The 22,886-nt window shown below is 64.8% G+C and carries 22 protein-coding genes; 5 read left to right on the top strand and 17 right to left on the bottom strand.

Annotated elements, in window-relative coordinates; genetic code table 11:
- Positions 1-130: 130 nt before the first annotated feature.
- The 6 genes from K426_RS06150 to K426_RS06125 all read right to left on the bottom strand — a co-directional run bounded on the left by K426_RS06150 (position 131) and on the right by K426_RS06125 (position 7,751).
- Entirely contained in the window at positions 131-1,390 is a 1,260-nt protein-coding gene (locus tag K426_RS06150; RefSeq protein WP_066555077.1) for a nitrate/nitrite transporter, read from the bottom strand.
- 254 nt (positions 1,391-1,644) lie between these two features.
- The gene (locus K426_RS06145; protein WP_066555074.1) at positions 1,645-2,847 is read right to left on the bottom strand and encodes a CmpA/NrtA family ABC transporter substrate-binding protein; all 1,203 of its coding nucleotides are present in this window, start codon (positions 2,845-2,847) and stop codon (positions 1,645-1,647) included.
- Positions 2,847-3,425 (bottom strand): ANTAR domain-containing response regulator, encoded by a 579-nt coding sequence (locus K426_RS06140; protein ID WP_066555072.1) that lies wholly within the window; start codon positions 3,423-3,425, stop codon positions 2,847-2,849. The genes K426_RS06145 and K426_RS06140 overlap by 1 nt, the downstream gene beginning before the upstream one ends.
- A 96-nt stretch (positions 3,426-3,521) precedes the next feature.
- Positions 3,522-5,051, bottom strand: a complete 1,530-nt coding sequence (locus K426_RS06135; RefSeq protein ID WP_066561425.1) for a DHA2 family efflux MFS transporter permease subunit — start codon at positions 5,049-5,051, stop codon at positions 3,522-3,524.
- 11 nt (positions 5,052-5,062) lie between these two features.
- Positions 5,063-6,214 (bottom strand): EmrA/EmrK family multidrug efflux transporter periplasmic adaptor subunit, encoded by a 1,152-nt coding sequence (locus tag K426_RS06130; protein ID WP_066555069.1) that lies wholly within the window; start codon positions 6,212-6,214, stop codon positions 5,063-5,065.
- Positions 6,207-7,751, bottom strand: a complete 1,545-nt coding sequence (locus tag K426_RS06125; RefSeq protein WP_066555066.1) for an efflux transporter outer membrane subunit — start codon at positions 7,749-7,751, stop codon at positions 6,207-6,209. Before K426_RS06125 ends, K426_RS06130 begins: the two co-directional genes overlap by 8 nt.
- A 90-nt stretch (positions 7,752-7,841) precedes the next feature.
- Here K426_RS06125 and K426_RS06120 point away from each other — a divergent pair, with 90 nt between their 5' ends.
- Together K426_RS06120 and K426_RS06115 are read left to right on the top strand one after the other, a co-directional pair.
- On the top strand, positions 7,842-8,483 hold the full coding sequence (locus K426_RS06120) for a TetR/AcrR family transcriptional regulator (RefSeq protein ID WP_066555064.1): 642 nt from the start codon (positions 7,842-7,844) through the stop codon (positions 8,481-8,483).
- Positions 8,484-8,536: 53 nt separating this feature from the next.
- Positions 8,537-9,160 carry a response regulator transcription factor gene (locus K426_RS06115; RefSeq protein ID WP_066561423.1) on the top strand — a complete coding sequence of 208 codons (624 nt, stop codon included), beginning with the start codon at positions 8,537-8,539 and terminating at the stop codon, positions 9,158-9,160.
- A 6-nt stretch (positions 9,161-9,166) separates the two neighbouring features.
- On the opposite strand, the gene K426_RS06110 is transcribed toward K426_RS06115, so the two are convergent.
- Genes K426_RS06110 through argH form a run of 5 tightly spaced genes read right to left on the bottom strand, consistent with a single transcriptional unit; the run spans position 9,167 to position 13,813 of the window.
- Positions 9,167-10,120, bottom strand: coding sequence for a zinc transporter ZntB (locus tag K426_RS06110; RefSeq protein ID WP_066555059.1), 954 nt, complete (start codon positions 10,118-10,120; stop codon positions 9,167-9,169).
- Entirely contained in the window at positions 10,117-10,875 is a 759-nt protein-coding gene (locus K426_RS06105; RefSeq protein ID WP_066555051.1) for a precorrin-2 dehydrogenase/sirohydrochlorin ferrochelatase family protein, read from the bottom strand. The genes K426_RS06110 and K426_RS06105 overlap by 4 nt, the downstream gene beginning before the upstream one ends.
- Entirely contained in the window at positions 10,875-12,140 is a 1,266-nt protein-coding gene (gene lysA / locus K426_RS06100) for a diaminopimelate decarboxylase (RefSeq protein WP_066555048.1), read from the bottom strand. The genes K426_RS06105 and lysA overlap by 1 nt, the downstream gene beginning before the upstream one ends.
- A gap of 30 nt (positions 12,141-12,170) precedes the next feature.
- Complete coding sequence (locus tag K426_RS06095; RefSeq protein ID WP_066561422.1) at positions 12,171-12,434, bottom strand: hypothetical protein; 264 nt, start codon at positions 12,432-12,434, stop codon at positions 12,171-12,173.
- Positions 12,434-13,813 carry an argininosuccinate lyase gene (argH, locus tag K426_RS06090; RefSeq protein WP_066555047.1) on the bottom strand — a complete coding sequence of 460 codons (1,380 nt, stop codon included), beginning with the start codon at positions 13,811-13,813 and terminating at the stop codon, positions 12,434-12,436. The genes K426_RS06095 and argH overlap by 1 nt, the downstream gene beginning before the upstream one ends.
- Before the next feature lie 55 nt (positions 13,814-13,868).
- On the opposite strand from argH, the gene K426_RS06085 reads away from it, so the two are divergent.
- The 3 genes from K426_RS06085 to K426_RS06075 all read left to right on the top strand — a co-directional run bounded on the left by K426_RS06085 (position 13,869) and on the right by K426_RS06075 (position 17,853).
- Positions 13,869-14,453 carry a TlpA family protein disulfide reductase gene (locus K426_RS06085; RefSeq protein WP_066555040.1) on the top strand — a complete coding sequence of 195 codons (585 nt, stop codon included), beginning with the start codon at positions 13,869-13,871 and terminating at the stop codon, positions 14,451-14,453.
- Positions 14,454-14,734: 281 nt separating this feature from the next.
- Entirely contained in the window at positions 14,735-17,383 is a 2,649-nt protein-coding gene (locus tag K426_RS06080) for a TonB-dependent receptor plug domain-containing protein (RefSeq protein WP_066555038.1), read from the top strand.
- A 65-nt stretch (positions 17,384-17,448) separates the two neighbouring features.
- Positions 17,449-17,853 (top strand): RidA family protein, encoded by a 405-nt coding sequence (locus K426_RS06075; RefSeq protein WP_066555036.1) that lies wholly within the window; start codon positions 17,449-17,451, stop codon positions 17,851-17,853.
- Between the two features lie 6 nt (positions 17,854-17,859).
- Here K426_RS06075 and K426_RS06070 read toward each other — a convergent pair whose 3' ends face one another.
- The 6 genes from K426_RS06070 to K426_RS06045 all read right to left on the bottom strand — a co-directional run bounded on the left by K426_RS06070 (position 17,860) and on the right by K426_RS06045 (position 22,487).
- The gene (locus K426_RS06070) at positions 17,860-18,255 is read right to left on the bottom strand and encodes a hypothetical protein (protein ID WP_066555033.1); all 396 of its coding nucleotides are present in this window, start codon (positions 18,253-18,255) and stop codon (positions 17,860-17,862) included.
- Positions 18,256-18,350: 95 nt separating this feature from the next.
- A complete protein-coding gene (locus K426_RS06065) occupies positions 18,351-18,941 on the bottom strand; it encodes a hypothetical protein (protein WP_066555031.1) in 591 nt (196 codons plus the stop codon).
- Between the two features lie 8 nt (positions 18,942-18,949).
- A complete protein-coding gene (locus K426_RS06060; protein ID WP_066555029.1) occupies positions 18,950-19,501 on the bottom strand; it encodes a demethoxyubiquinone hydroxylase family protein in 552 nt (183 codons plus the stop codon).
- Positions 19,498-19,983 (bottom strand): disulfide bond formation protein B, encoded by a 486-nt coding sequence (locus tag K426_RS06055; RefSeq protein WP_066555028.1) that lies wholly within the window; start codon positions 19,981-19,983, stop codon positions 19,498-19,500. The genes K426_RS06060 and K426_RS06055 overlap by 4 nt, the downstream gene beginning before the upstream one ends.
- 127 nt (positions 19,984-20,110) lie before the next feature.
- Positions 20,111-21,472 carry a S41 family peptidase gene (locus K426_RS06050; RefSeq protein WP_066555026.1) on the bottom strand — a complete coding sequence of 454 codons (1,362 nt, stop codon included), beginning with the start codon at positions 21,470-21,472 and terminating at the stop codon, positions 20,111-20,113.
- Positions 21,473-21,671: 199 nt separating this feature from the next.
- The gene (locus K426_RS06045; RefSeq protein ID WP_066555022.1) at positions 21,672-22,487 is read right to left on the bottom strand and encodes a ferredoxin--NADP reductase; all 816 of its coding nucleotides are present in this window, start codon (positions 22,485-22,487) and stop codon (positions 21,672-21,674) included.
- Between the last annotated feature and the right edge of the window lie 399 nt (positions 22,488-22,886).

The following is a 22,886-nucleotide window of genomic DNA, read 5'->3' as shown; positions in this document are numbered from 1 at the left end:
CGACGAGGTCAAGCGATTCCTCGCAGCACGATGTATTTTGCTTCCGCGCCACCGCATTTTATCGCAAACGCGAAAAGGGCGGCGGCCTGTCGCGGGCCGCCGCCTCCCCTCCTGTCAGAGCGTGAAACAATCAGATGCGGGCAGCGCTGGTCCAAGTCGTGCGCCAGCGGGCGCGAACCAGGGAGATGCCAAGGAACGCGACCAGGGCCAGACCCGCGAAGATCAGGAAGCCGGGCGCGAAGCTGCCGGTGAGCTGCTTTGCGATACCCAGCGAGGATGCCAGGTAGAAGCCGCCGACGCCGCCCGCCATGCCGACCAGGCCGGTCATGACGCCGATCTCTTCCTTGAAGCGCTGCGGCACGAGCTGGAACACCGAGCCATTGCCCACGCCCAGCGCCAGCATCGCGGCGACGAAGAAGCCAAGGGCGGAGACCAGCGTCGGCGCATAAGCAACACCCGACAGCGCCAGCGCGGCGGCGATATAGACCATCATCAGCGCCTTGACGCCGCCGATCCTGTCAGCCAGCGCGCCGCCCATCGGACGCACCAGCGACCCTGCGAACACGCAGCCAGCCGTGCAATAGCCGGCAACCACCGGGGTCAGCCCGAACTGGTCGGTGAAGTAGATCGGCAGCGAGGCGGCCAGCCCTACGAAACCGCCGAAAGTCACCGAGTAAAAGCCCATCAGCCACCAGGCGTCGGCGCTTTTCAGCGGGTGGAAATAGTCGACCAGCTTCTTGGGCGCGGGCGCATTGGGCGCGTTCTTGGCCATGATCATATAGATGACGAAGACGATGGTCAGCGGAATGCAGGCCAGACCCAGCACCGCGTTCCAGCCGAACAGCTTGGCCAGCATCGGCGCGAACAGCGAGGCCAGCACCGTGCCGGAATTGCCCATGCCGGCCAGGCCCATGGCCTTGCCCTGATGCTCGGCCGGATACCAGCGGCTGGCGAGCGGCAGCGCGATCGCGAAGCTCGCCCCGGCAAAGCCCAGGATCACGCCCAGCGCCAGCGTGCCGCCGAAGCTGTTGACGCCCATGAACCACGCCGTCGCAAGACCGAGGATGACGATCACCTGGCTGATTGCGCCCGCCTGCTTGCAGCCGATCCGGTCGACCAGCAGGCCGTTGACGACGCGCAGCACGGCCCCCGCCAGCGTCGGCACGGCGACCATCAACCCCTTTTCAGCCGGGGTCAGGCCCAGCGTCTTGGAGATGGAGGGCGCCAGCGGCCCAAGCAGCACCCACACCATGAAGGCGAGGTCGAAATAGAGGAAAGCGGCTATCAGGGTCGGCGTATGCCCAGCCTTCCAGAAACTGGTCTGGCCGGTTTGTTTCTGACCTTCTGGCCCTTCGCCCCCTTCCGGGCTCTCCCAATGAGCAGTTGCCATGATGATGTCCCTCGAATCTTGTAAAATGGACACGAAAAAAGCCGCGTCCGGACCTCGCTCTTTGCGAAATCCGGCCAGCGGCTTTGCTGTAAAATCGTAGGGAGAACGCGATCCCAGCCTTGGGAAGGGCTCATCCCGGAAAACGCGCTTCATCGCGCGACTCTTATCTTATCTCGTGATTCGCCTCATGTTGCAAGGCACAAATTTGCGAAAGCCAATCCAATCCTCCCTGCGCCGAAGGCTTGGGGCGGATTTTAGAAACTTGCCAGAAAATCCTCGATCCGCTCGGGATCGAACACCCGCCCATCGAAAAAGCTGTCAGGCCCCAGCGTCAATTCACCCCGTTTCGATCCCACTGCCAGCGGAGAGGCTACCGCTCCCTCCACCTTCATGCTGGCCCCCGGCATCGCCACATCGCTGTCGGCCAGTGCGCGGCGGAAGATGTCCGGGCGGAAGACCGACGCGGCCTTGGCGGCATTTTCCGGGCTATGTTCCACCATCTTCCAGCGAACGAGCTGCGAATAGATCCACAGCGCCTGGCTGCGCCACGGAAAGGGCGTGGCCTCGCGCGAGAAGAGCATGAAATCGGGCATGGACAGCGGCGCCATGTCCACCCGCGCCACGATCCCGCCCGACAGAGCGCGCAGGATCACCTCGGCGGGCTGGTCGACATAATGAGGTTGCGACAAGAGGTGGGCGAGCGCCTCATGATGGTCCGGCTCGTCGCACCAGGCCGCAGCCCGCACCAGCGCCCGGAGCAGCCGGTCGACGCTGTCGGGATTTTCATCCAGCCAGGGCGTGCGGAAGGCCAGGACCTTCTCCACGCCGCGCCGCCAAATGCGTTCCCCGATCGCCACCGCTTCGGCCAGGCCCGCGTCGACCGCCGCGCTGCCCCAGGGCTCGCCTGCGATGAACCCATCGACCTCCCCGGCGCGCATCGCCTCCACGGTAAGCGACGGCGGCAGGACGCGCAGCACCACGTCGCGATCCGGATCGACGCCCGCGCTCGCCAGCCAGTAGCGCAACATCATCGAATGGCTGGAATAACGATGGACGACGCCGATCACCGGCTTGCGCTTCCACAAACCGATGGCCGCCGCGAAATCATGCGCGGTGCCCAGCGGATCGTCCAGCCGCGCCGATATGTCGGGATCCAGCGCCTGCGCGAACTCGTTCGCCATCACGAGCATATTGCCGTTGACGTTGAGCTTGTAGGGCGCGGAAAGCGGCGCCGCCTGCTGGCTCAATCCCAGCGTCACCGCGACGGCCAGCGGCGCCAGCATATGCGCCGCCTGCACCTGCCCGAACACCAGCCGGTCGCGCAATGTCGCCCAGCTCGTCGTGCGGACGAGGTCGAGATGCAGCCCTTCCTCTTCCGCGAAACCCTTTTCCCGTGCCACCGCCAGCACGGCGGCGTCGGTCAACGGCAGGAAAGCGATGCGCAGGTCGGTCGTCATCACATCCCTCCCAACAGATCGCTGGCCGTGATGAGGGCCTGAGCGACATCCACGATCTTCTTCCCCTGATTCATCGCGCTCGACCGCAGCAACGCATAGGCATCCGGCTCCGAAAGGCCGCGCTGACTCATCAGGATGGATTTGGCGCGGTCGATGATCTTGCGGTCGGAGAGCGCCGTGCGCGCCTCGTCCAGTTCGGTCTGCAGCCGGGCGAAGGCGTTGAAGCGCCGCACCGCCAGTTCCAGCACCGGCTTCACCCGCTCCTTGCGCAGCCCATCCACGACATAGGCCGACACGCCTGCGTCGATGGCCGCGCCGATCATGGATTCGTCCGACTGGTCGACGAACATCGCGATGGGCCGGGCCAGCGCGCGGCTGACGGTCAGCATTTCCTCCAGCGTGTCGCGGCTGGGGCTTCCCAGGTCCATCAGCACGACGTCGGGCGCCATGCGTTCCAGCCGCGCGACGAAGCCGCCGCGCGGAGGGACGATGTGAATATCGTCATAGCCCGCCTCGCGCAGGCCTTCTTCCAGGACTGTCGCGCGCAAGCCGCTGTCGTCGATGATGACGATTCGCATGGACCCCACCTTTTTGCCACTCAGTGACGGCGATGCCGCGCCGCGTCAATCGGGCGCGATGCGCGACGCTCGCCCATGACGGCGCATCGGTCGGGCTCAGTGCGCTGCCGAGCGATCCACGGTTCTAGTCGGGCGCGGGGCAAGCCACACCACGGCCGCGGCCAGGAACAGCACCATGGCGGCGATGAAGAAGACATGGTTCATCGACAGCACCAGCGATTGCGCGTCGACCAGATTGGCCACCATCTGCCGCGCCTGGTCCTGGGTGAAACCCCTGCTCGTCAGGTCGGCCATGGTCGTATCGGCGTGGAGCGTGCCGACCATCTCGTTGCGCGATATGCGCTGTCCATCGCCCCAGCCAGTCAGCACGATGGAGGTAGAAATGGCGATGGCCAGCGTGCGGAGGAAATTCTGCATGCCCGCAGCCGAGGCGGTTTCCTCCGGCCGGACCGACCCCAGGGTCAGCGTCGTCAGCGGGATCATGAAAAAGGGCATGCCGAAGCCCTGCACCAACTGCGGCATCGCGATCGTCCAGAAATCCGCATCGGTGGTCCAATGCGCCCGCCACAGCGTCATCAACCCGATCCAGGCGACCGCGCCCGAAATCATGATGCGCACGTCGACCTTGTCAACCAGCCGCCCGGCGATCGGCGCCACGAGCATGGCCGTCATCGCCGTGAACGCCGTCGCCAGGCCGGCCGAGGCGGCGGTATAGCCCATCGATATCTGCAGCCATTGCGGGATGATGACGATGCCCGCGAAATAGGCGCCGAAACACAGCGCCAGCGTGAACACCCCCGAAGTGAAGCCGACATGGCGGAACACGCGCAGGTCGACGATCGGATGCTCCTCCGTCAGTTCCCATATGATGAACACGCAGAAGCCGATGGCCGCCAGCACCGCCAGCACGACGATCAGCGGGTCACCGAACCAATCATGGTCGCGCCCGATATCCAGCATGATCTGCAGGCAGCCGATCCAGAAGATCAGCAGCCCCAGGCCGATATAGTCGATGGGCAGCTTCACCCGCTCCGTTTCCACCGGGCGCAGCAGCAGCAGCGCGGAAAAGACGCACAATGCCGCGATCGGCAGGTTGATGAAGAAGATCCAGTGCCAGCTCCAATTGTCGCTGATATAGCCGCCGACGATCGGGCCGAGCGCCGGGCCGAGCAGAGTCGTCATCGCCCACAACCCCATGACGCGCCCGCGCCGCTCCGGCGGGAAGATACGAATCAGCAAGGTCTGCGACATCGGCATCAGCGGACCGCCGCATAGACCCTGGCCAATGCGGCAGACCACGATCATGGTCAGGCTCATCGACAGGCCGCACAGCAGCGAGAACAGGCCGAAACCCAACATGCTGAAGACGAACAGCCTGACCGCGCCGAACCGCTGCGCCAGCCAGCCGGTCAGCGGCACGCAGATCGCCTCCGCCACGGCATAGCTGGTGATGATCCAGGTGCCCTGATCGGCGGAAATGCCCAGATTGCCGGCAATATGCGGCACCGACACATTGGCGATGGTCAGGTCGAGCATGACCATGAAATTGCTGAGCGCCAGCGTCAGCCCCGCCAGCAGGCGGTGACGGGGCGACAGGAGCGAGAATGTCTCTGCCGGACGGCTCACCAAAGGCTTCCTTATTCGCCGGAGAGGTCGATCTCGGCTTCCATGGAGAGGCCGACGCGCAGTGGATGCTCAGCCAGTTCCCTGGGATCGAGCGCGATGCGCACGGGCAGGCGCTGCACCACCTTGATCCAGTTGCCGGTTGCGTTCTGCGCAGGGATCAGCGCCATGGAAGCCCCCGTGCCGCCCGAAAAACCGACCACCTTGCCATGATAGACGACGCCGCCGCCATAAAGGTCGGACGTGACGGTGGCGGGCATGCCTGGCTTCACCCGGCCAAGCTGCCGCTCCTTGAAATTGGCGTCGACATAGACATGGGCGAGCGGCACGATGCTCATGATCGGCGTGCCCTGCGCGACGCGCTGTCCGACCTGCACCTGCCGCCGCGTCACCACGCCGTCGATCGGGGCGCGGATGACGGAGCGGCCAAGATCGAGCCGGGCATTGTCCAGCTTCGCCTTGGCCGCCAGCACGGCGGGATCGGTGTCGATGGTAGAACCCCGCACCAGCGCGTCATTGGCGGCAAGCTGGCCGCTGGCCGCGCCGCGTGTCGCCTCCGCCGTCGCCACGCCGGCCCTCGCCAGGTCGAGCGCCGCCTGCGCCGCGGCATAGCCCTTGCGCGCGCTGGTCAGTTCCTCGCCCGAGACAGCGCCATTGGGCGCCAGCGCCTCGCGCCGCCGAAGGTCGATGCGCGCCTTGTCGAAATCAGCCTGCGCCGTCGCAAGCTGGGCACGCGCCTGGTTGATGTCGGCGCCACGCGCCTCGACCTGCGCGGCCAGCGCGCCGCTCGTCGCGACGGTCTGGCGGAATTTGCGCCGGGCTTCGGCCAGATCGGCCTCCGCCTGCGCCATGGCGATGCGGGCGTTGGTGGGGTCCAGCTTCACCAATATGTCGCCGCGCTTCACGGCTTGGGTGTCCGTCACCAGCACCTCGACCGCCTGCGCGGAAATCAGCGGCGTCACCTGCGCCACTTCCGCATTCACATAGGCATTGTCGGTGCTGACATGATTGCGCCCGATCAGCAGATACCAGATCGCATAGGCCGCGCCGACGACCAGCACGACCAGCGCCAGCCGCACCAGCCATTTTCTGCGGGTGTCCTGACGCTGCGTGGCACCCTCGGCCTTGCTCGCTTCGGACGTGAATTCGGGCCTGGCATCAGCCATTGGGGATATCCTTGGACAACTGGTGCGATATTTGGGCGTCGCTGGCGGCAAAGCCGCCGCCCAGCGCGCGAATGAGGGCGATGTCGGACGTGAAGGCGCTGGCCTCCAGCTCCGCGACGGTCTGACGGGCGGCCAGAAGCTGGTCTTCCACGTTCAGTACGTCAAGATAGGTGTTGAGGCCGCCTTCATAACGCTGGCGGGCGATGCCATAGGCTTCTTCCGATGCGGTCAGCGCGGCGCGGGCGTCGATCAGCCGCTGGTCGAGCGTCCGCCGCCCGGTCACCGCGTCGGCCACTTGCTGATAGGCGCCGAGCACGGTCTTGTCATAGCTGGCCACCGCCTCGTCATAGAAGGCGCGCGCGCCGCGATATTGGCCGCTCAGCGCACCCCCATGGAAGATCGGCAGGCTGATCGCGGGCCCGGCATTGCCGAACAGCGAATCCTTCTTAAACAGCGTGTCCGCAAAGGAACTGGCCCCGCCGGAAAAAGCGCCGTTCTGGAGCAGGGTCTGATAGCCCAGCGACTGCACGCCGATCAGCGCGCTCAAGCGGATGGCGGGGAAGAAATCGGCCCGCGCCACCTTGATCCCCTTGGCCGCCGCCTCGGTCCGGGCGAGCGCGGCCGCAATGTCCGGACGGCGGGCGACCAGATTGGTCGTCACATCGGCGGGCAGACCCAGCGGACCGGGCTTGCGGAGTTGCGGCCGGGCGATGGCGATGCCCCGATCCGGCCCCGCGCCGATCAGCGCCGCGATCTGATGCCGGCGCACCGCGATCGCCTGATCGGCGGCGGCAAGCTGCGCCTTGGCGGAGGAGACGGTAGCATCGGCCTGCCGCTCGCTGCCACGCGTTTCCAACCCGTTGGCGCGGCGATCCGCCACCAGCTTCTGGCTGGCGGTACGGATTTCCAGCGCCCGCGCCTGAATGTCGCGCTCATCATGGAGCCTGGCGAGATCGGCGTAGGCATCGGCCACGCCGGTCGCCAGCGCCAGCCGCGCCTGCCGCGCGTCGATCTCCGCCGCGCGCGCTTCGGACGTCGCCGCCGCCAGCGCCGCGCGATTCTTGCCCCAAAGATCGAGGTCGAAGCCGAAATTCAGGCCCACCCGGCCCGTACCGAGCCAGCCCTTGGGCACGAATTCCTTGGGCATGCCCATATTGTAGCTGGATTTGGTCACGCCACTATTGGCGTCGAGATCGACCGACGGCAACAACGGCGCCCCCGCCTGCTGCGCGGCCGCGTTGGCCTGGGCGAAGCGGGCGGCGGCAGCGCTCACGTCCGGCGATCCCTTCAGCCCCTCCTCGATCAACGCATCCAATTGCGGATCGCCATAAGCCGTCCACCAGCCTTCGGACGGCCATTGCGTGGCATAGTCAGCCTGAAGGCTGCGCTCCGCCGCAATGCTGCCAGGCGCGCGCACCGCCGGCTGGGATCCCAGATCCGGCACCGCCGCGCAGGCAGAGAGCAGCGCCAAGCCTCCTGCGAGAAGCCCGGCGCGACCGGAAAGAGCGGGAAGACTCGGGGGGCGACTCACGGACATTAGCAAACCGTACCAAATAGTATGAAATTGGCCTTTGCGCCGGTTGCGAATCCTTGTCAACAGAAATAGCGTACTATATGGTACGGTTTTATGACAAAGCTCCTCCCTCCGCTCAGCCGACGAGAAGCGCGTCGCCGCGACCGGCGCAAAGCCATATTGGCGGTGGCATCGCGGTCCTTCCTGGAAAATGGCTATGCCGCGACGACGATGTCGGGGATCGCAGCGACGCTGGGCGGGTCGAAGGGCACATTATGGAGCTATTTCCCGTCCAAGGAAGCCCTGTTCGCCGCCTTTCTGGATGACGCGACCACCGCCTATCTCGCCCGCCTGGCCGAAATCCTCGATCCTGGCGGCGACCTGGTGGAAACGTTGCGCAGGCTGGGACTGAACCTGCTCACGAAGATCACCTCGTCCGACAGCGTTGCCCTGTACCGGCTGGTCGTGTCCGAATCGGGACGCTTTCCCGAAATGGGCGCCATCTTCTACGAACACGTCCCCGGCCATACGCGGCGGCTGGTCGCTGAATTTCTGGAACGGGCCATGGATCGCGGCCTGCTGCGCCGGGCCGACCCGGAACTGGCGGCGCGCACCTTCACGATGATGATGCTTTCGGGCTGCCATCAACTGGTCATCTGGGGACAGATCCCACAGGCGACCCCGGACCAGATCGCGGCCGATGTCGACCATGGGCTCGACTGCTTCATGCGCGCCTATGCGCCGGACGCCCGTTAACCATTTCTTTGGCTCCCAATCCTATGCTGCGCGGTGGCAAGAGGTGGGACGTCATGCAATTTTGGAAACGCGACAGCATCAGCAGGCTGCAACCGGCACAGGCTCCGGAAACGGCGCGCTCGGCCCGGCGATTGCGGCTTCTGCTGGTCGATGAAGACGCCACGTCGCGCGCGGTCGTGGCCCGGCGGCTGTCGCATCTGGGCTATGATGTGGCGCTGGCGGAAAACGGCTTTGGCGCGCTCAGCATGCTGGTGGCGCGGCCGGTGGACATCATCCTGATCGACATGGGGCTGACGCTGCTGCCGGCACTGGTGACGATGCGGAAGATTCGCGCGGCGGGCTTGGCCGACAATGCCTGCTTCGTCATGATCGGCGGGCGGCAGGACAAGGTGTCCGCCGTCGAGGCGCTGGACGCGGGCGCGGACGACCATGTGGTAAAGCCGTTCGACTTCGACCTCCTGGATGCGCGGCTACGCCATTTGTGCGCGCGGGCCGAGCAGATCGGCACGATGGCCCGGCACAATGCGGAATTGGACGCCCGGATCGCCCGCCGCGCGCTGGAACTGGGCGAGACACGCGATGCCCTGGCCGAAATGCAGGCGGACCGGGCACGTCTGGTCTCCTCGATCCAGGCGCTGCATGACGAGATCGCCCGCCTCAACGCGGCGCGGAACTGACGTCCTTCACCTCAGCCATTGGGTTGCGGCGAACCAGCCAGCGATCCCACCCGCCATGGCAACGCAGACTCCAACCACGCCCCAAAAGGCCCAGGGTTCATGGGCATAAGGAATGCCTTCGACATTCATGCCGAGCAGGCCGGTCAGAAAGGTCAGCGGCAGGAAAACCAAAGCCACGACGGAAATGATCAGCGCCTGCCGGTTCATCTGCTCGGCACGCAGATCGGTCAGCTCTTCATGGGCGAGCGCAGACCGTTCGCGCACCGCTTCCAGTTCTTCGGCCATGCGGGCGCAGCGGTCGGCGGCTTCCTGCAAATGCAGCCGGTCGTCAGGTTCCAGCCACGGCGCGTCGGCGGTGGACAGTCTTTCCAGCGCCTGCCTTTGAGGCGCGATAAAGCGGCGGTAGCTGATCGCGGTAGCGCGGATTTCCGACACGCGCCGCCGCGCTTCGGCCGGACCATGTGCGGTGAGCGCGCTTTCGATCTCGTCCAGGCCGTCGCCCAAATCGGCGACTTCGGGGTCGAGCGCTTCAGTGATCTGCTGCGCGAAGGCGGCGATCAGATCGCCCGGATCGCGGATCAGGCCGCCCAGCATCTGCGCCGTCACCGGTTCCATCGCTGCAAGCGGGCGATAGCTGACGGAGATGACACGCGCCTGTTCGGCCCACAGGCGGATCGACACCAGCGGATCGCCCACATCGTCATCCGCCGCGCCGAGCCCGCGCAAGTTCACCAGCGCGCCATGGGCCATCAGCGTGCAGCGCGGCCGGGTTTCCTGCGCGAGCAGCGCGGAAAGCGCAGCTTCAGGCATATGGTCGCATCGGGAAGCGACGGCGCGGGCATCCTCCCGCCAGCCATCGGCGTGAACCCAGCTAAACGGCGCATCTTCGGTCCTGGCGCAGAAAGCCTCCAGCGAGATTTCGTGCGCCTTGCCGCCATCGAAGAGAAAGACCCGGCTTATGGCACTCTCTCCAGCCAGAGCGACAAACCTTCGCCCGGCCGATCGGGCGGCGTACTCGCCTCGATCCGCACGGCGTCGGCCCGCGCCCGGTCGAGGATCGCGGCAGGGACATCGGGCGCATGATAGACACGGTCCGCCTCGCCCAGCAGGCGCGCAGCGCGCAGGGTGAGATCATCCGGATCGGCGGAGAGCAGCCGGATCGTTTCCAGCCGGTCGGCACCGACATCGGCACTTCCCGCCAGCCAGTCCGGCACGGCGTCGGCCGCCTTGTCCGACAGCGGATCGATCAGCCCGCCCACCGCCAGCCCGGCATCGATCGCCCGTCGCCGCGCCGCCGCATCCGGCCAACGCGCCCGAATCGCAGCACGCGCATCGTAAAGTGCCGTTGCCAACGTGCCGAGCCGTGCAGGCAGCAAAGCCTCGATCCGCTGACGCAAGGCCTTGGCCAGCCCCGCCGAAGCGCCACCCGTGCCGATGGCGATCAACACCGGCTCGCGATCGACAATCGCAGGCAGGGTGAAGTCGCAAAGCTCTGGTTTGTCGGTCGCATTGACCAATATCCCGCGTGCCTGGAGCCGGGCTACCGTCACCTCGTCGCCATCCGACACGATGGCGAGTGCGGCGTCTTCCGCCTCGCCCACGATCCGCGCCCCTGCCCGTTCCAGCAAGCGGCGCTTGGCGTCTGCAGCCTCACCTTCGCCCGTCAGAATGACGGCCCGCCCATGCAATCGCAGGAAGACGGGCAGGCTATGCATCAATCATTCACCCAGCCGGGGATGTTGTCGCCCTGGATGAGCGCCTCGATCGGCGGGCGGGCGCGGACAACGGCCCATTTGTCGCCGGAAACCAGCACCTCCGGGGTCAGCGCGCGGCTGTTATAGGTGCTCGCCATGGTCGCGCCATAGGCTCCGGCGGTCATGAACGCGATCAGATCGCCCGCCCCGACCACGTCCATGTCGCGATGCATGGCGAAGGTGTCCCCCGTCTCGCAGACCGGGCCGACGACATTGGCGGCGGCGCGGTCGCCCTTGGGATGCACGGCGCGGATGTCGTGCCAGGCGTCATAGAGGCTGGGGCGCAGCAGGTCGTTCATCGCCGCATCGACAATCACGAAAGGCGCCTGCGCGCCCTGCTTCACCCGCACCACCTGCGACAGCAGCACGCCCGCATTGCCGACGATCAGGCGGCCCGGCTCGAACATCAGGCGGACATTCCAGCCCTGCGTCACCTTCGTCACCATCGCGCCATAGGCGGCGGGGCTGGGCGGCAACGGCTGCGAAGGATCATAGGGCACGCCAAGCCCGCCACCGAGATCGGCGGTGCGAATGTCATGGCCTTCGCCGCGCAGCTTCTCGATCAGCGCGCCGACCTTGATGAAAGCGGCTTCCAGCGGGCTGAGGTCGGTAAGCTGGCTGCCGATATGCACCGCCACGCCCTGCACATCGAGGCCGGGGAGCGCGCGGGCGGCGGCATAGCTGGCCAGCGCACGGTCATAGGGGATGCCGAACTTGTTTTCAGATTTGCCGGTGGAAATCTTGGCATGGGTTCCGGCATCGACATCAGGATTGATGCGATAGGCGACCGGCGCCTTCTTCCCCATCAACAGCGCCACTTCGGACAGCATCTCGGCTTCGGGTTCGCTCTCCAGATTGAACTGGTAGATGCCCTGCTCCAGCGCGATGCGCATTTCCTCGGCAGTCTTGCCGACGCCGGAAAAGACGATACGGTTCGCCGGAATGCCCGCCGCGATGGCGCGCAGCAACTCGCCCGCCGACACCACGTCCGCGCCCAGACCCAGCTTCGCCAAAGTCGCCAGCACGGCGGCATTGGGATTGGCCTTCACCGCGAAGGCGATCAGCGGATCATTGAGCTGCGACAACCCGTCGCGGAACACGCCGACATGGCGAGTCAGCGTCGCGGTCGAATAGATATAGACGGGCGTGCCGACCTGCGCGGCGATCTCCGCCATCGGCACCTGCTCCACCAGCATCGCGCCGTCGACATAGGTAAAATGGTCCAAGTCAGTCTATCCTAGAAATCTTCGCTAAAATCAGCGGGGGTCACTCTCCGGCGGCAGGTCGAACGGGTCGTCGCCGCGCACCCTCGATTGGGTCAGCAGTTCGACGTTCCGTTCCGGCCGCGCCTGGATAGAGGGCGTGGTGAGTTGCGCAGCGGTCGGCGCCGTCGCCGCACCCACCGGCACGGCGGGCAGGTTTTGCCCCTGTACCGGCTTCAACGGCTGGCGACCGCCGCAGGACGCCAAAGCCAGCGCCAGCGCGGCTAGTGCAACTCCCTTGGCGATCCGTGCCGTCATCACTTCTTCTGCCCTTTCGCGTCGTTCCGGGCCTGCGCGATCCGCGCCCGCACCTGATCGGGCGCGGTGCCGCCATGGCTCCTGCGGCTGGCGACCGAGGCGTCGACCGTCAGCACCGCATAGATACGCTCATCGATCCGCGCATCAATGGCCTTGAGCGTTTCCAGCGGCAGATCGGCAAGCTGCACGCCCGCCGCCTCCGCCGCCGCCACGGCGCGGCCCGTGATGTGATGCGCCTCACGGAAGGGAATATCGCCCTCCCGCACCAGCCAGTCGGCCAGATCAGTCGCGGTGGCGAAGCCGCTCTCCGCCAGCCCGCGCATCCGGTCGGTGCGGAACGTCACCGTCTCGATCATGCCGGTCATCGCCGCGATGGACAGGCCCAGCAGGTCATGCGCCTCGAACACCGGCGGCTTGTCATCCTGCATGTCCTTCGAATAAGCGAGCGGCAGGCCCTTCATCGTGACGCATAGCGCGTTCATACAGCCCATGATCCGCCCGGCATGGCCGCGCACCAGCTCGGCGGCGTCGGGGTTGCGCTTCTGCGGCATGATCGAGCTGCCAGTCGAATAAGCGTCGGGCAGCTTGACGAAACCGAAGGGTTGGCTCGCCCAGATGATGAACTCTTCCGCCAGCCGCGAAAGGTGCAGGCTGCACTGGGTCGCCGCCATCAGATAATCGAGCGCGAAGTCGCGATCCGATACGCTGTCGAGGCTGTTGTCGGTCGGCTTGGCGAAACCGAGCGCCGCCGCCGTGGCATGCCGGTCGATGGGGAAGCCCGTCCCCGCCAGCGCCGCCGCGCCCAGCGGGCATTCGTTCGACCGCTCGCGCGCATCGGCAAAGCGGCTGCGGTCGCGGCGAACCATCTCATAATAGGCCATCAGATGATGACCCAAGGTCACTGGCTGCGCGGACTGGAGATGGGTGAAGCCCGGCATCACCGCATCGGCATGTTCCTCGGCACGGGTCAGCAGCATCGCCTGCAAGCCTTCCAACCCCGCCTCGACCTCATCGATGGCGTCGCGCACCCAGAGGCGGAAATCCGTCGCCACCTGATCGTTGCGCGAGCGCGCCGTGTGCAGCCGCCCCGCCGCCGGACCGATGAGTTCGGCCAGCCGCGATTCCGTGACCATGTGGATGTCTTCCAGGTCCAGATCGACCGGCACGCCGTCCGCTTCATATTCGGCGGCGATGCGGTTCAGCCCCTCGGTGATCGCCTGCGCGTCCTCGCCGTCGACGATGCCCTGCTTGGCCAGCATCGCGACATGCGCCTTCGATCCGGCGATATCCTGTTTCCACAAGCGCTTGTCGAAGGGGATGGAGGCATTTATCTCCCGCATGACCGAAGCCGGACCGGCCGCAAAGCGTCCGCCCCACATGCTGTTGGAGCTTTTTCCCGTGCGATCTTCCCCGTTCCGATCTTTACCCTGCGTAATGACACTGCTCCTGCTGGCTGGCCTTGGCGCGTGCGATAAGCAATCGCCGCCCGCCGGGCAAGGCCCGAACGCCAGCGGGGAGGCGACCGGACCCGCGCAAAGCGGCGCTCCGGGCAAGGGAGGCGAGTTCAGCTACACGCTCGACAGGTCGAAGGCCGGCACCCCCGCGCCCGACTTCACCTTCCAGAACCCAGACGGCAGCGACGCCAGTCTCAAGGATTTCGCGGGCAAGCCGATGCTGGTCAATCTCTGGGCGACCTGGTGCGCGCCCTGTGTGGCGGAAATGCCCACCCTCGATGCGGTCGCGGCGGAATATGGCAAGAAAGGCCTGGCCGTCCTCACCATCTCGCAGGACAGCCAGGGCGAAACGGTCATCAAGCCCTTTTTCGAGAAGCACCCGCTGCCGCATTTGAAGGGCTGGATCGATCCGGAAAACCAGTTCGGTTTCCATTACAACACCGGGATGCTGCCCACGACCGTCATCTATGACGCGCAGGGCAAGGAAATGGCGCGGGTGGTCGGCGCGATGGACTGGAGCAGCAAGGAAGGCCGTGCATTGATCGATGCGGCGATGGCGAGCTGACGCCCCTTACCCCACCGTCATGCTGAATTAGAGGTGAAGTTGCCTGAAACGAACCTACGTCAAAAACCCGCTATGCGCATTGCTTGCAAAATGCGCATGGCCACGTGCGTCCTAATCAATTGCCAAGCCGCCCTGCAACATAGCAATCTGGCGTGATTTTATCATGGAAATAAACGAGAAACATGTCATTTTTCTTAAATTTTTGTGCAGCGCAATAGAGGTTTAATCCGAAAAGTTCGTTGATCCCCTTGTCATGAATAAATGCAAAACAGGGGGCATAGATGACAAGATTATCCGCTCTTCGACTTTCACTTGCGCTGGCCTCGTCCTGGTCGGCCTGCGCGATGGCGCAAGAAGCGCAAACCGCGCAGGCCGATGAAGGCGCCGCCATCATCGTCACCGGCACCCGCGCCGTCGGCATGCAGGCCGCTGAAAGCGCCGCGCCGATCCAGGTATTGAGCCAGGAAGCGATCAGCCACGTCGGCCAGCCGAACCTCAACCAGGTGCTGACCCAGATCGTCCCGAGCTTCACCGCGCAAACGCAGGGCACCGACCTTTCCAGCTTCTCCCTCTCCGCCCGTCTGCGCGGCCTCAGCCCCAACCACACGCTGGTGCTGGTCAACGGCAAGCGCCGCCACGGCAACGGCATCCTCCAGGTGATCTCCGGCGCCTTCCAGGGTTCGGCGGCGCCCAGCATCGACCTGATCCCGCCGGACGCCATCGCCCGCGTCGAAGTGTTTCAGGAAGGTGCGGCGGCCGTGTACGGCACGGACGCGATCGCGGGCGTCATCAACTTCATCCTCAAGGACAACAACGAAGGCGGCAGCTTCAAGGTCACTGGCGGCCAATATTATGACAGCGAGGGCGAGCTGTTCTCCGTCTCCGGCAATATGGGCTTCAAGCTGGGCGAGGACGGCTTCTTCAACCTCAGCCTGTTCCACCGCCGCCAGGATTACACCACCGTCGGCACCGGGCAGGTGCAGATCACCAAGCCGGACGGCACGCTTCAACCCAACACGCCCGCCCAATGGTCGAACCTGGCCGGCGACGCGCTGTCGGGCATCAATGGCGGCCAGCCCAAAACCTATCTGACCGAAGCCTTCTACAATATGGGCTATGATTTCGGTGGCATCGAACTCTACAGCTTTGGCGACTATGCCCGCCGCATCGGCTATGCCAAGCAGGGCTACCGTCATCCCAAGCGCATCTGCTACGAATATACGAACGTCGGTGGTGTCATCACTCAGACAAACGCGGGCGGCGGCATCACGACTGCGCCCTATAATCCGAATGTCTGCTATGGCGACACCGGCATCAATGGCATGGTCCCGTTGCAACATGTGATCGAGGACGAATACAGCTTCACCGTTGGCGCCAAGGGAGAGGTTTCGGGCTGGAATTACGACCTCAGCACCACCTACGGCCATCAGAAGGACGACATCTGGACGGAATCGTCCGCCCACCGCGAAGTCTGGCAGGAAAGCTATGCCGCATCGCTGCGAGGCATCGGCGCGCCGAATACGGTGGACAAGGCCTATGACGGAGGCTTCCGCCTGAGCCAGACCACCGTCACCGCCGACATCCGCAAGGAATTCGAAGCCGGGCTAGCCGGGCCGCTGACTTTCGCGTTCGGCGGCGAATATCGCCGCGACACCTATGAGATCGTCGCGGGCGACTATTATTCGACCTACAAGACCGGCGTTCAGTCCTTCCCCGGCTACAAGGCGACCGACGCAGGCAAGTTCCGCCGCAGTTCGCGCGCGGGCTACATCAACCTGATCGCAGAACCAATCGAACATTGGTCCGTCGACCTTGCCGGCCGTTACGAGGATTATACCGACTTCGGCGACACGACGATCGGCAAGATCACCACGCGCTACGACTTCAGCGACGCCTTCGCGCTTCGCGGCACGGTCAGCACCGGCTTCCGCGCACCGACGCTGGCGGAACAGAAATATTCGACCATCAACGTCGGCCCGACCAGCGCCATCGCCCAGCTCCCCGCCGGAACCCCAGCGGCGGCGTTGCTGGGCTTCGGCAGCCTGAAGCCGGAAAAGTCGAAGAACTTCTCGGCCGGTGTCGTGCTGCGTCCGGTGCCCAAGCTGGCCGTCACGGTCGACGGCTACATCATCAAGATCAAGGATCGCATCACCGGCACGGCGGCGCGCAACGCCGTCCTCAACGGCGTGCCGCAGCCGGGCGGGGCGCAAATCCTGAACGCCCTGAACGCGGCGGGTATCGTCCTCGACAGTGCCCTGTTCACGAACGGCACGATCGGCGTGTCGAGCTTCACCAACGGCATCGACACCCGCACCTGGGGCATCGATTTCTCGGCCGCCTATCCGGTCGCGCTGGACTTTGGCACGCTGAACCTGTCGCTGACGGCGAACTACAATAAGACGAAGATCACCAACAACAAGGTGGGCTATCCCATCTTCAACGCCGCGTCGGAAAGCAATATCGAACGCTCTAATCCCGACTATAAGATCGTCGCCGGGGCGCTGTTCAAGAGCGGGAAGTTCGCGCTCAACCTGCGGGAAACATTCTATGGCAAGACCAGCGTGCTTGTCCGTCCCGCCTTCACGCCCGCCGGGGGCTTCATTCCGAATGGCGGCTTCCTGATTGCGGACGGCGCCCTCGTGAACGGGGTGAACGCCAACCAGCTCTATTTCAACGGCGTGGTCAAGGCGACCGCGCTCACCGATCTGGAGGCGAGCTACGACTTCACCGATTCCGTCACCTTCTCGGTGGGCGCGAACAACCTATTCAACAAGCGGCCTGAAATCCCGGCGCTGATGCAAGGCGTCACGCCGGGCGCGGGCGTTTCACCCTATATCAACGGCGCCGGCGCCTATAACAGCTATTATGGCCATGGTCCCTACAGCACGTCGGGCGGCTATTATTACGCCCGCCTCGACTTCAAATTCTAAAGCGTCACGAAGGAAGGGCCGGTCCGGAAAAGGACCGGCCCTTTTTGCATTGGGGAAACTTGCACATGAAGAAATGGCTTGCCTTGTTCCTGGCTCTCGGCGCCGCGCCGCTGGCGGCCCAGCAGCCTCTTCCCTTCTCCCCCGCGGTGCGGGCAGGCGATACCCTCTATCTTTCCGGCCAGATCGGGCAGGTGCCCACCGGCATGGACCCGCATAAGGAGGGTTTCGACGCTGCCGTCCGCAACTCGATGGATTCGATCGGCAAGATATTGAAGGATAACGGCCTCGACTTCGGCCATGTCGTCAAATGCACGGTGATGCTGGACGATATGGCGGACTGGCCGCGCTTCAATGACGTTTATGTCAGCTATTACCAGGGCAAGCGACTGCCCGCCCGCAGCGCGTTCGGCGCGGATGGGCTGGCAAGGGGCGCGCCGCTGGAAATCGAGTGCATCGCGAGCTTCAAATAGGACGGCTCAAGGCTCGCCCTTGGATTCCTGCATCCGCCGCTCCGCGAACCATTGCTCCAGCGCCTTGGCGGTGCAGCCGGTGAAGCCGTTGCTGCCGATGGCGGAACAACTGCCCGGCAAGGTCTGCCGCTGCACCTGTTCCATGGTCGCGACCTGGCTGCCCCAACCGGGACCACCCGCCGGTTCGGGTTTTTCGCGCAGCTTCTTGGGGATACGGTAGCGTTCGGATTCGGGTTTGCGCGCGCAGACGATGATCTCGTCGCCTTGCCCCTTCGGGCAGGGATCGTCGCCATAGACGACCAGGTTGAAGATTTTCTGCGGCGGTTCGGCATGGGCCGCCCCGCCGACCGTCAAGGGCGCAAGCGCGACGGCGGCCAGGGAAAGGGTGGTGAGGAGACGCATCGATTCATATTCCTTGTTCGTCCCCTGTTTCCGCCGTCCGGATTATCCGGTTGCCGGCAGCCTTTTTGCGAGACGCCGCCCGACGGCAAATGCCGTCAGGGCTGCGGCGTCGCCGTTCCTTGCCCCGCACCCTGTGGTTGGCTTTGCTGCTGCTGTTGCTGGGCAGCCTGCGCCTTCTCCTCGGCCACGGCCTGCGCTTCGATCGCCTTGCTCTCCACATCGATGGTGGAAAGACGCCGGGCCCGCTCCGCCGCGACAAGATCCTTCCAGCTTGCATTGTCCGCCGCCTGCCGTTCCGCCTTGGCCAACCGCGCCAATTGCGCGAAGCAGCCCGTCGCGCCGCCACCGCCGACCGGCGAGCAGCTTTCGGTGCCGCTGCGGCCGACATATTCCATCGACTTCACCCGTTCGCCCCAGGCCTGGTGGCTCGGCTGATTCGGATCGCCGCGCAGCGGTTCGGGGATGCGATAGCGCTCCTCCTCACCCTTGCGCGCGCAGACGACGATGTCGCTGCCCTGGCTTTGCGGACAGGGATCATCGCCGTAGACGATGACCAGATTGACGCGTTCCGATCCCGATTGGGCGGCAGGGGCTTGCTCCTGCGGAACGCTCGGCCCCTGTTGCGCCATGACGGGAGAGGCGGCGCCCAGCAAAAGCATGGCGGCGATCAGGCGGGTCTTCATCATGCTTCTCCTCAAATGCGCTTCGACAGGGCGATGGCGGCACGACAGCCCAATCGGATGACGCCCGACAATAAGGGATAGACCGGAGCCTGCTCAGCGCCATGGGCAATGGCGGCGTCGCGATGCTCCACCTCCTCCGCCTGGAAATCCGCGATGGCGGTGGAGAGTTCCGGATCGTCCTGCCCCAATTGCTCGAGCTGCTCGGCATAATGGCGGTCGATTTCGGTCTCGATCGCGGCGGTGCAAGCCATGGCGGCGCGCGGCCCGATCGCCGCCGTCACCGCGCCCAAGGCAAAGCCCGCCACGCTCCAGATCGGCTGCAACACCGTCGGCCGCACGCCCCGCCGCGTGATCATCGCATCGAAATGCTTGCGGTGCCGTTCTTCCTGCACAGCCATGCCGGCGATGACGCGGGAATCAGGATGGCGGTCCCCCATCACGGCGAGCTGGCCCGCATAGATGCGGGTCGCGCCGAACTCGCCGGCCTGATCGACGCGCAGCATGGAAGCGCGCTGCCTGTCGGTGACGCGGCGGCCGGGGCGGGGGAAATCCTTTGCGCTCATACCTTGCTCCCTTTTCCGAGCAGCAGCACCAAGATGAGGAGCGCGGCCGCCCCCGACAAGAGGCCGTTATAACCCGCCATGGAGATGCCGAACAGGCTCCACGGCGCGACGTCACAGCGGGTGATGGGCGTCGCCATGATCTGGTTGAGAATGTCCGCCGAACTGCCGCCGCCGGGACTGGTCGAGCAGGCGGTCAGCCCCTGCCACCAGCCATATTCGACTCCCGCATGGAACAGGCCGATGCCGCCGCCAATGCCGATGGCGAAGCCCGCAAGGCCCGTGAACAGCGCGCTGATGCAGGCCTTGCCCCGCGTCGCATAGGCGATCAGCGCCAGCGGAATCGCCGCAATATGGGCATAACGCTGCCACCAGCACATTTCGCAAGGGTGCAGGCCGCCGATAAACTGAAAGGCATAAGCGCCCGCCAGCATGGCCAAGGGCACGATCAGCGCCAGAGCGCGGGCGAGGGGCAGGCTTTTCATAGCGTTCGCTTAAACCGTCCCGCACCTTTCGTCATGCTGAACTTGCGGGCGGACGGAAGGACATCGTTTTTATCCGTTGTGCTCCTGCGAAGGCAGGAGCAGTTCAGCCGGTAAGGTCATTTTGTTGTCAGCGCGTCGCAGGCTTGCGCGCCGGCTGGGCCTTGGGATCGACCTGAGCGACGGCAGCCCCCGGCTTGGCTGCCAGGCGGGAAATGGTCTTTAGCGCATAGTCGAGCTGGAAGTCCTCGACCCCCTTCTTCTTCAATTCCTCCGCCGTCGCGGCGAAGCGCGGATCGTCCTTGCTGTCCTCTTCCAGCGCGGCATTGTCGGTCTTGATCTCATTGATCAGATGCCGGCGCAGGTCGCTCTCGCGGAACTTCGGACGGTTCTTGTAATCGGGATCGCTAAGCTGCGGCACCCGCACATCCGGCTCGATCCCGCCTTCCTGCACGGAACGACCCGAGGGCGTGTAATAGCGCGCCGTGGTCAGCTTGAGCGCCGTGGTGTTGCTCAGGGGGAGCATAGTCTGGACGCTGCCCTTGCCGAAGCTGCGCTCGCCCATCACCAGCGCCCGATGCTGGTCCTGCAAGGCTCCCGCGACGATTTCAGACGCCGAAGCGGACCCTGCGTCGACCAGCACGATCATCGGCAGACCCTTCGCGTCATCGCCGGGCTTGGCATAATAGCGCTCGACATCGCCCTTCTGACGACCGCGCTGCGACACGATCTCGCCACGTTCCAGGAAGGTGTCGCTGACCGACACGGCTTCATCCAGCAGGCCGCCGGGGTTGGAGCGCAGGTCGAGAATATAGCCGGTCGGCTTGCGGCCCAGGCTCTTGTCGATGCTGCGGATCGCCTGACGCACGTCGGCGCCAGTATTGGCAGAGAAGCTGACGATGTTGATGACGCCGATGCCGTTCTTCACTTCCCATTTCACGGGCTTGAGCTGAATGATCTCGCGGGTGAGCGTGAGGTCGATCGGCTTGTCGCGACCGGGGCGGACGATGGTGAGCTTGATCTGCGTGCCCGGCGCGCCGCGCATCTTGTCGACCGCCTCATCCAGCGTGCCGCCATAGATGAGCTGCCCGTCGAGATGGGTGATATAGTCGCCCGCCTTGATCCCGGCGCGCCAGGCCGGAGTATCCTGCGTCGGCGCGATCACCTTGACCGCACCGTCCTCCTGCGTGACGGAGAGGCCGAGGCCGCCATAGCTGCCCTCGGTCTGGGTGCGCAGATTCTGGAAATCGCGCGCGTCGAGGAAGCTGGAATGCGGGTCGAGGCTGGCAAGCATGCCGTCGATCGCGCCCTTGATCAGCTTTTCGTCGTCGACCTTTTCGACATAGTCGCTGCGGACCTTCTGGAACACGTCCATGAACTCGTCGAGCGCCTTGTAGCTGCTCGCTTCCCCGTCAGCGAGCGCCGCGGTGGTGGCGGGAATAAGCGCGAGCGCGCCAAGGGCAACCGCGCCCCGGAAGAAATTGGATTTCATGCTTGTCCTGAGTCCTGGCATCAAGCGAACAGTATAGGGCATTTCCTTGCAGACGCAAAAAGCTTGGTGGGGTCGAGAAATTATCGGAACGGCACGGCCAAGCGACGGCCGCGACGGCTAAATTCAGACAATTCCCCAAAAAGCAAAAAGGGCCGGCGTCGCCGCCAGCCCCTTCTTTCCCGTTATGACAACAACCCCATCAGCCGACAAAGGCGCGCTCGATCACATAAGCGCCCGGGGCTGCGTTGGAGCCCTCGGCAAAGCCATGTTCCTCGAACCAGGCGCCGAACTGCTTGATCATTTCCATGCTGCCGCACATCATGATCCGGTCGGTTTCCGGATTGAACTTGGCCTCGCCCGCTATGCCTTCGAACAGCGCGCCCGTCTCCATCAGCGTGTCGATGCGGACATTGTTCCGGAACGGCTCGCGCGTCACGGTCGGCACATAATGGAACTGGCTCGCCGCCTGTTCGGCCACCAGCGGATCCTCCGTCAGCTTGCCCGACAGTTCGTCATGAAAGGCCAGATCGCTCACCCGGCGGACGGAATGGACGACCACGACCTGCTCGTAAAATTCATAGACGTCCGGATCGCGCGCCAGGCTGAGGAACGGCGCAAGCCCGGTGCCGGTCGACAGCATGAACAGCCGCTTGCCCGGCAGCAGCGCGTCCGTCACCAGCGTGCCGGTCGGCTTGCGGCCCAGATAAATCTGGTCGCCAGGCTGGATCAATTGCAGCCTGGAGGTCAGCGGGCCGTCCTGCACCTTGATCGACAGGAATTCCAGTTCCTCGTCCCAGGCGGGGCTGGCGACCGAATAGGCGCGCAGCAGCGGCTTGCCATTGTCGCCAGCCAAGCCGATCATCACGAACTCGCCCGAACGGAAGCGGAAGCTTGCCGGCCGCGTGATGCGGAAGCTGAAAAGATGTTCGTTCCAATGCCGCACCGACAGCACGGTTTCCACTGAAAGCGCGCCGGTCGGTTCCAGCACCGGCTTTTCGATCGTCACGTCGTTCAAAACCTTTTCCCCTGCCAAATCCAGGGCGACCGTCGCCGGTAAGAGCGTCAGTTGCGTGGGCTTCGCAATAAGCTATGCAGCGCGAATGCCCCCTGGGACGTTTCAAGGCAAGGCGAAAAAAACTTGTCGGTGCGAAAGCTGACGATCATCCGCGCCCGATTCAGGATCGTGGGCAAAGGGGCGGCACCGCCCGGCGCGCCGGAACGCAGCAGGGAAGATTGCGCGGCTCCGCAGCATGCAGCGCGCGATAGCTGGGGGCGCACGCGCCGTCCTGCATCCATTCCCCAGACAAAAATTGGCTCTGCGCCTGTGCATTGCCGCTTAATATGGCTGCAATGGCGGCGCTGCCGCGCAGCATATCCCCCATCATGATGAATTCCCCTGCTTGCCGAGCGCCGA

This window comes from Sphingobium sp. TKS (assembly GCF_001563265.1).
Lineage (GTDB): Bacteria > Pseudomonadota > Alphaproteobacteria > Sphingomonadales > Sphingomonadaceae > Sphingobium.
Note: the sequence above shows the minus strand (reverse complement) of the source record. Positions and strands in the feature narration are given on the sequence as shown.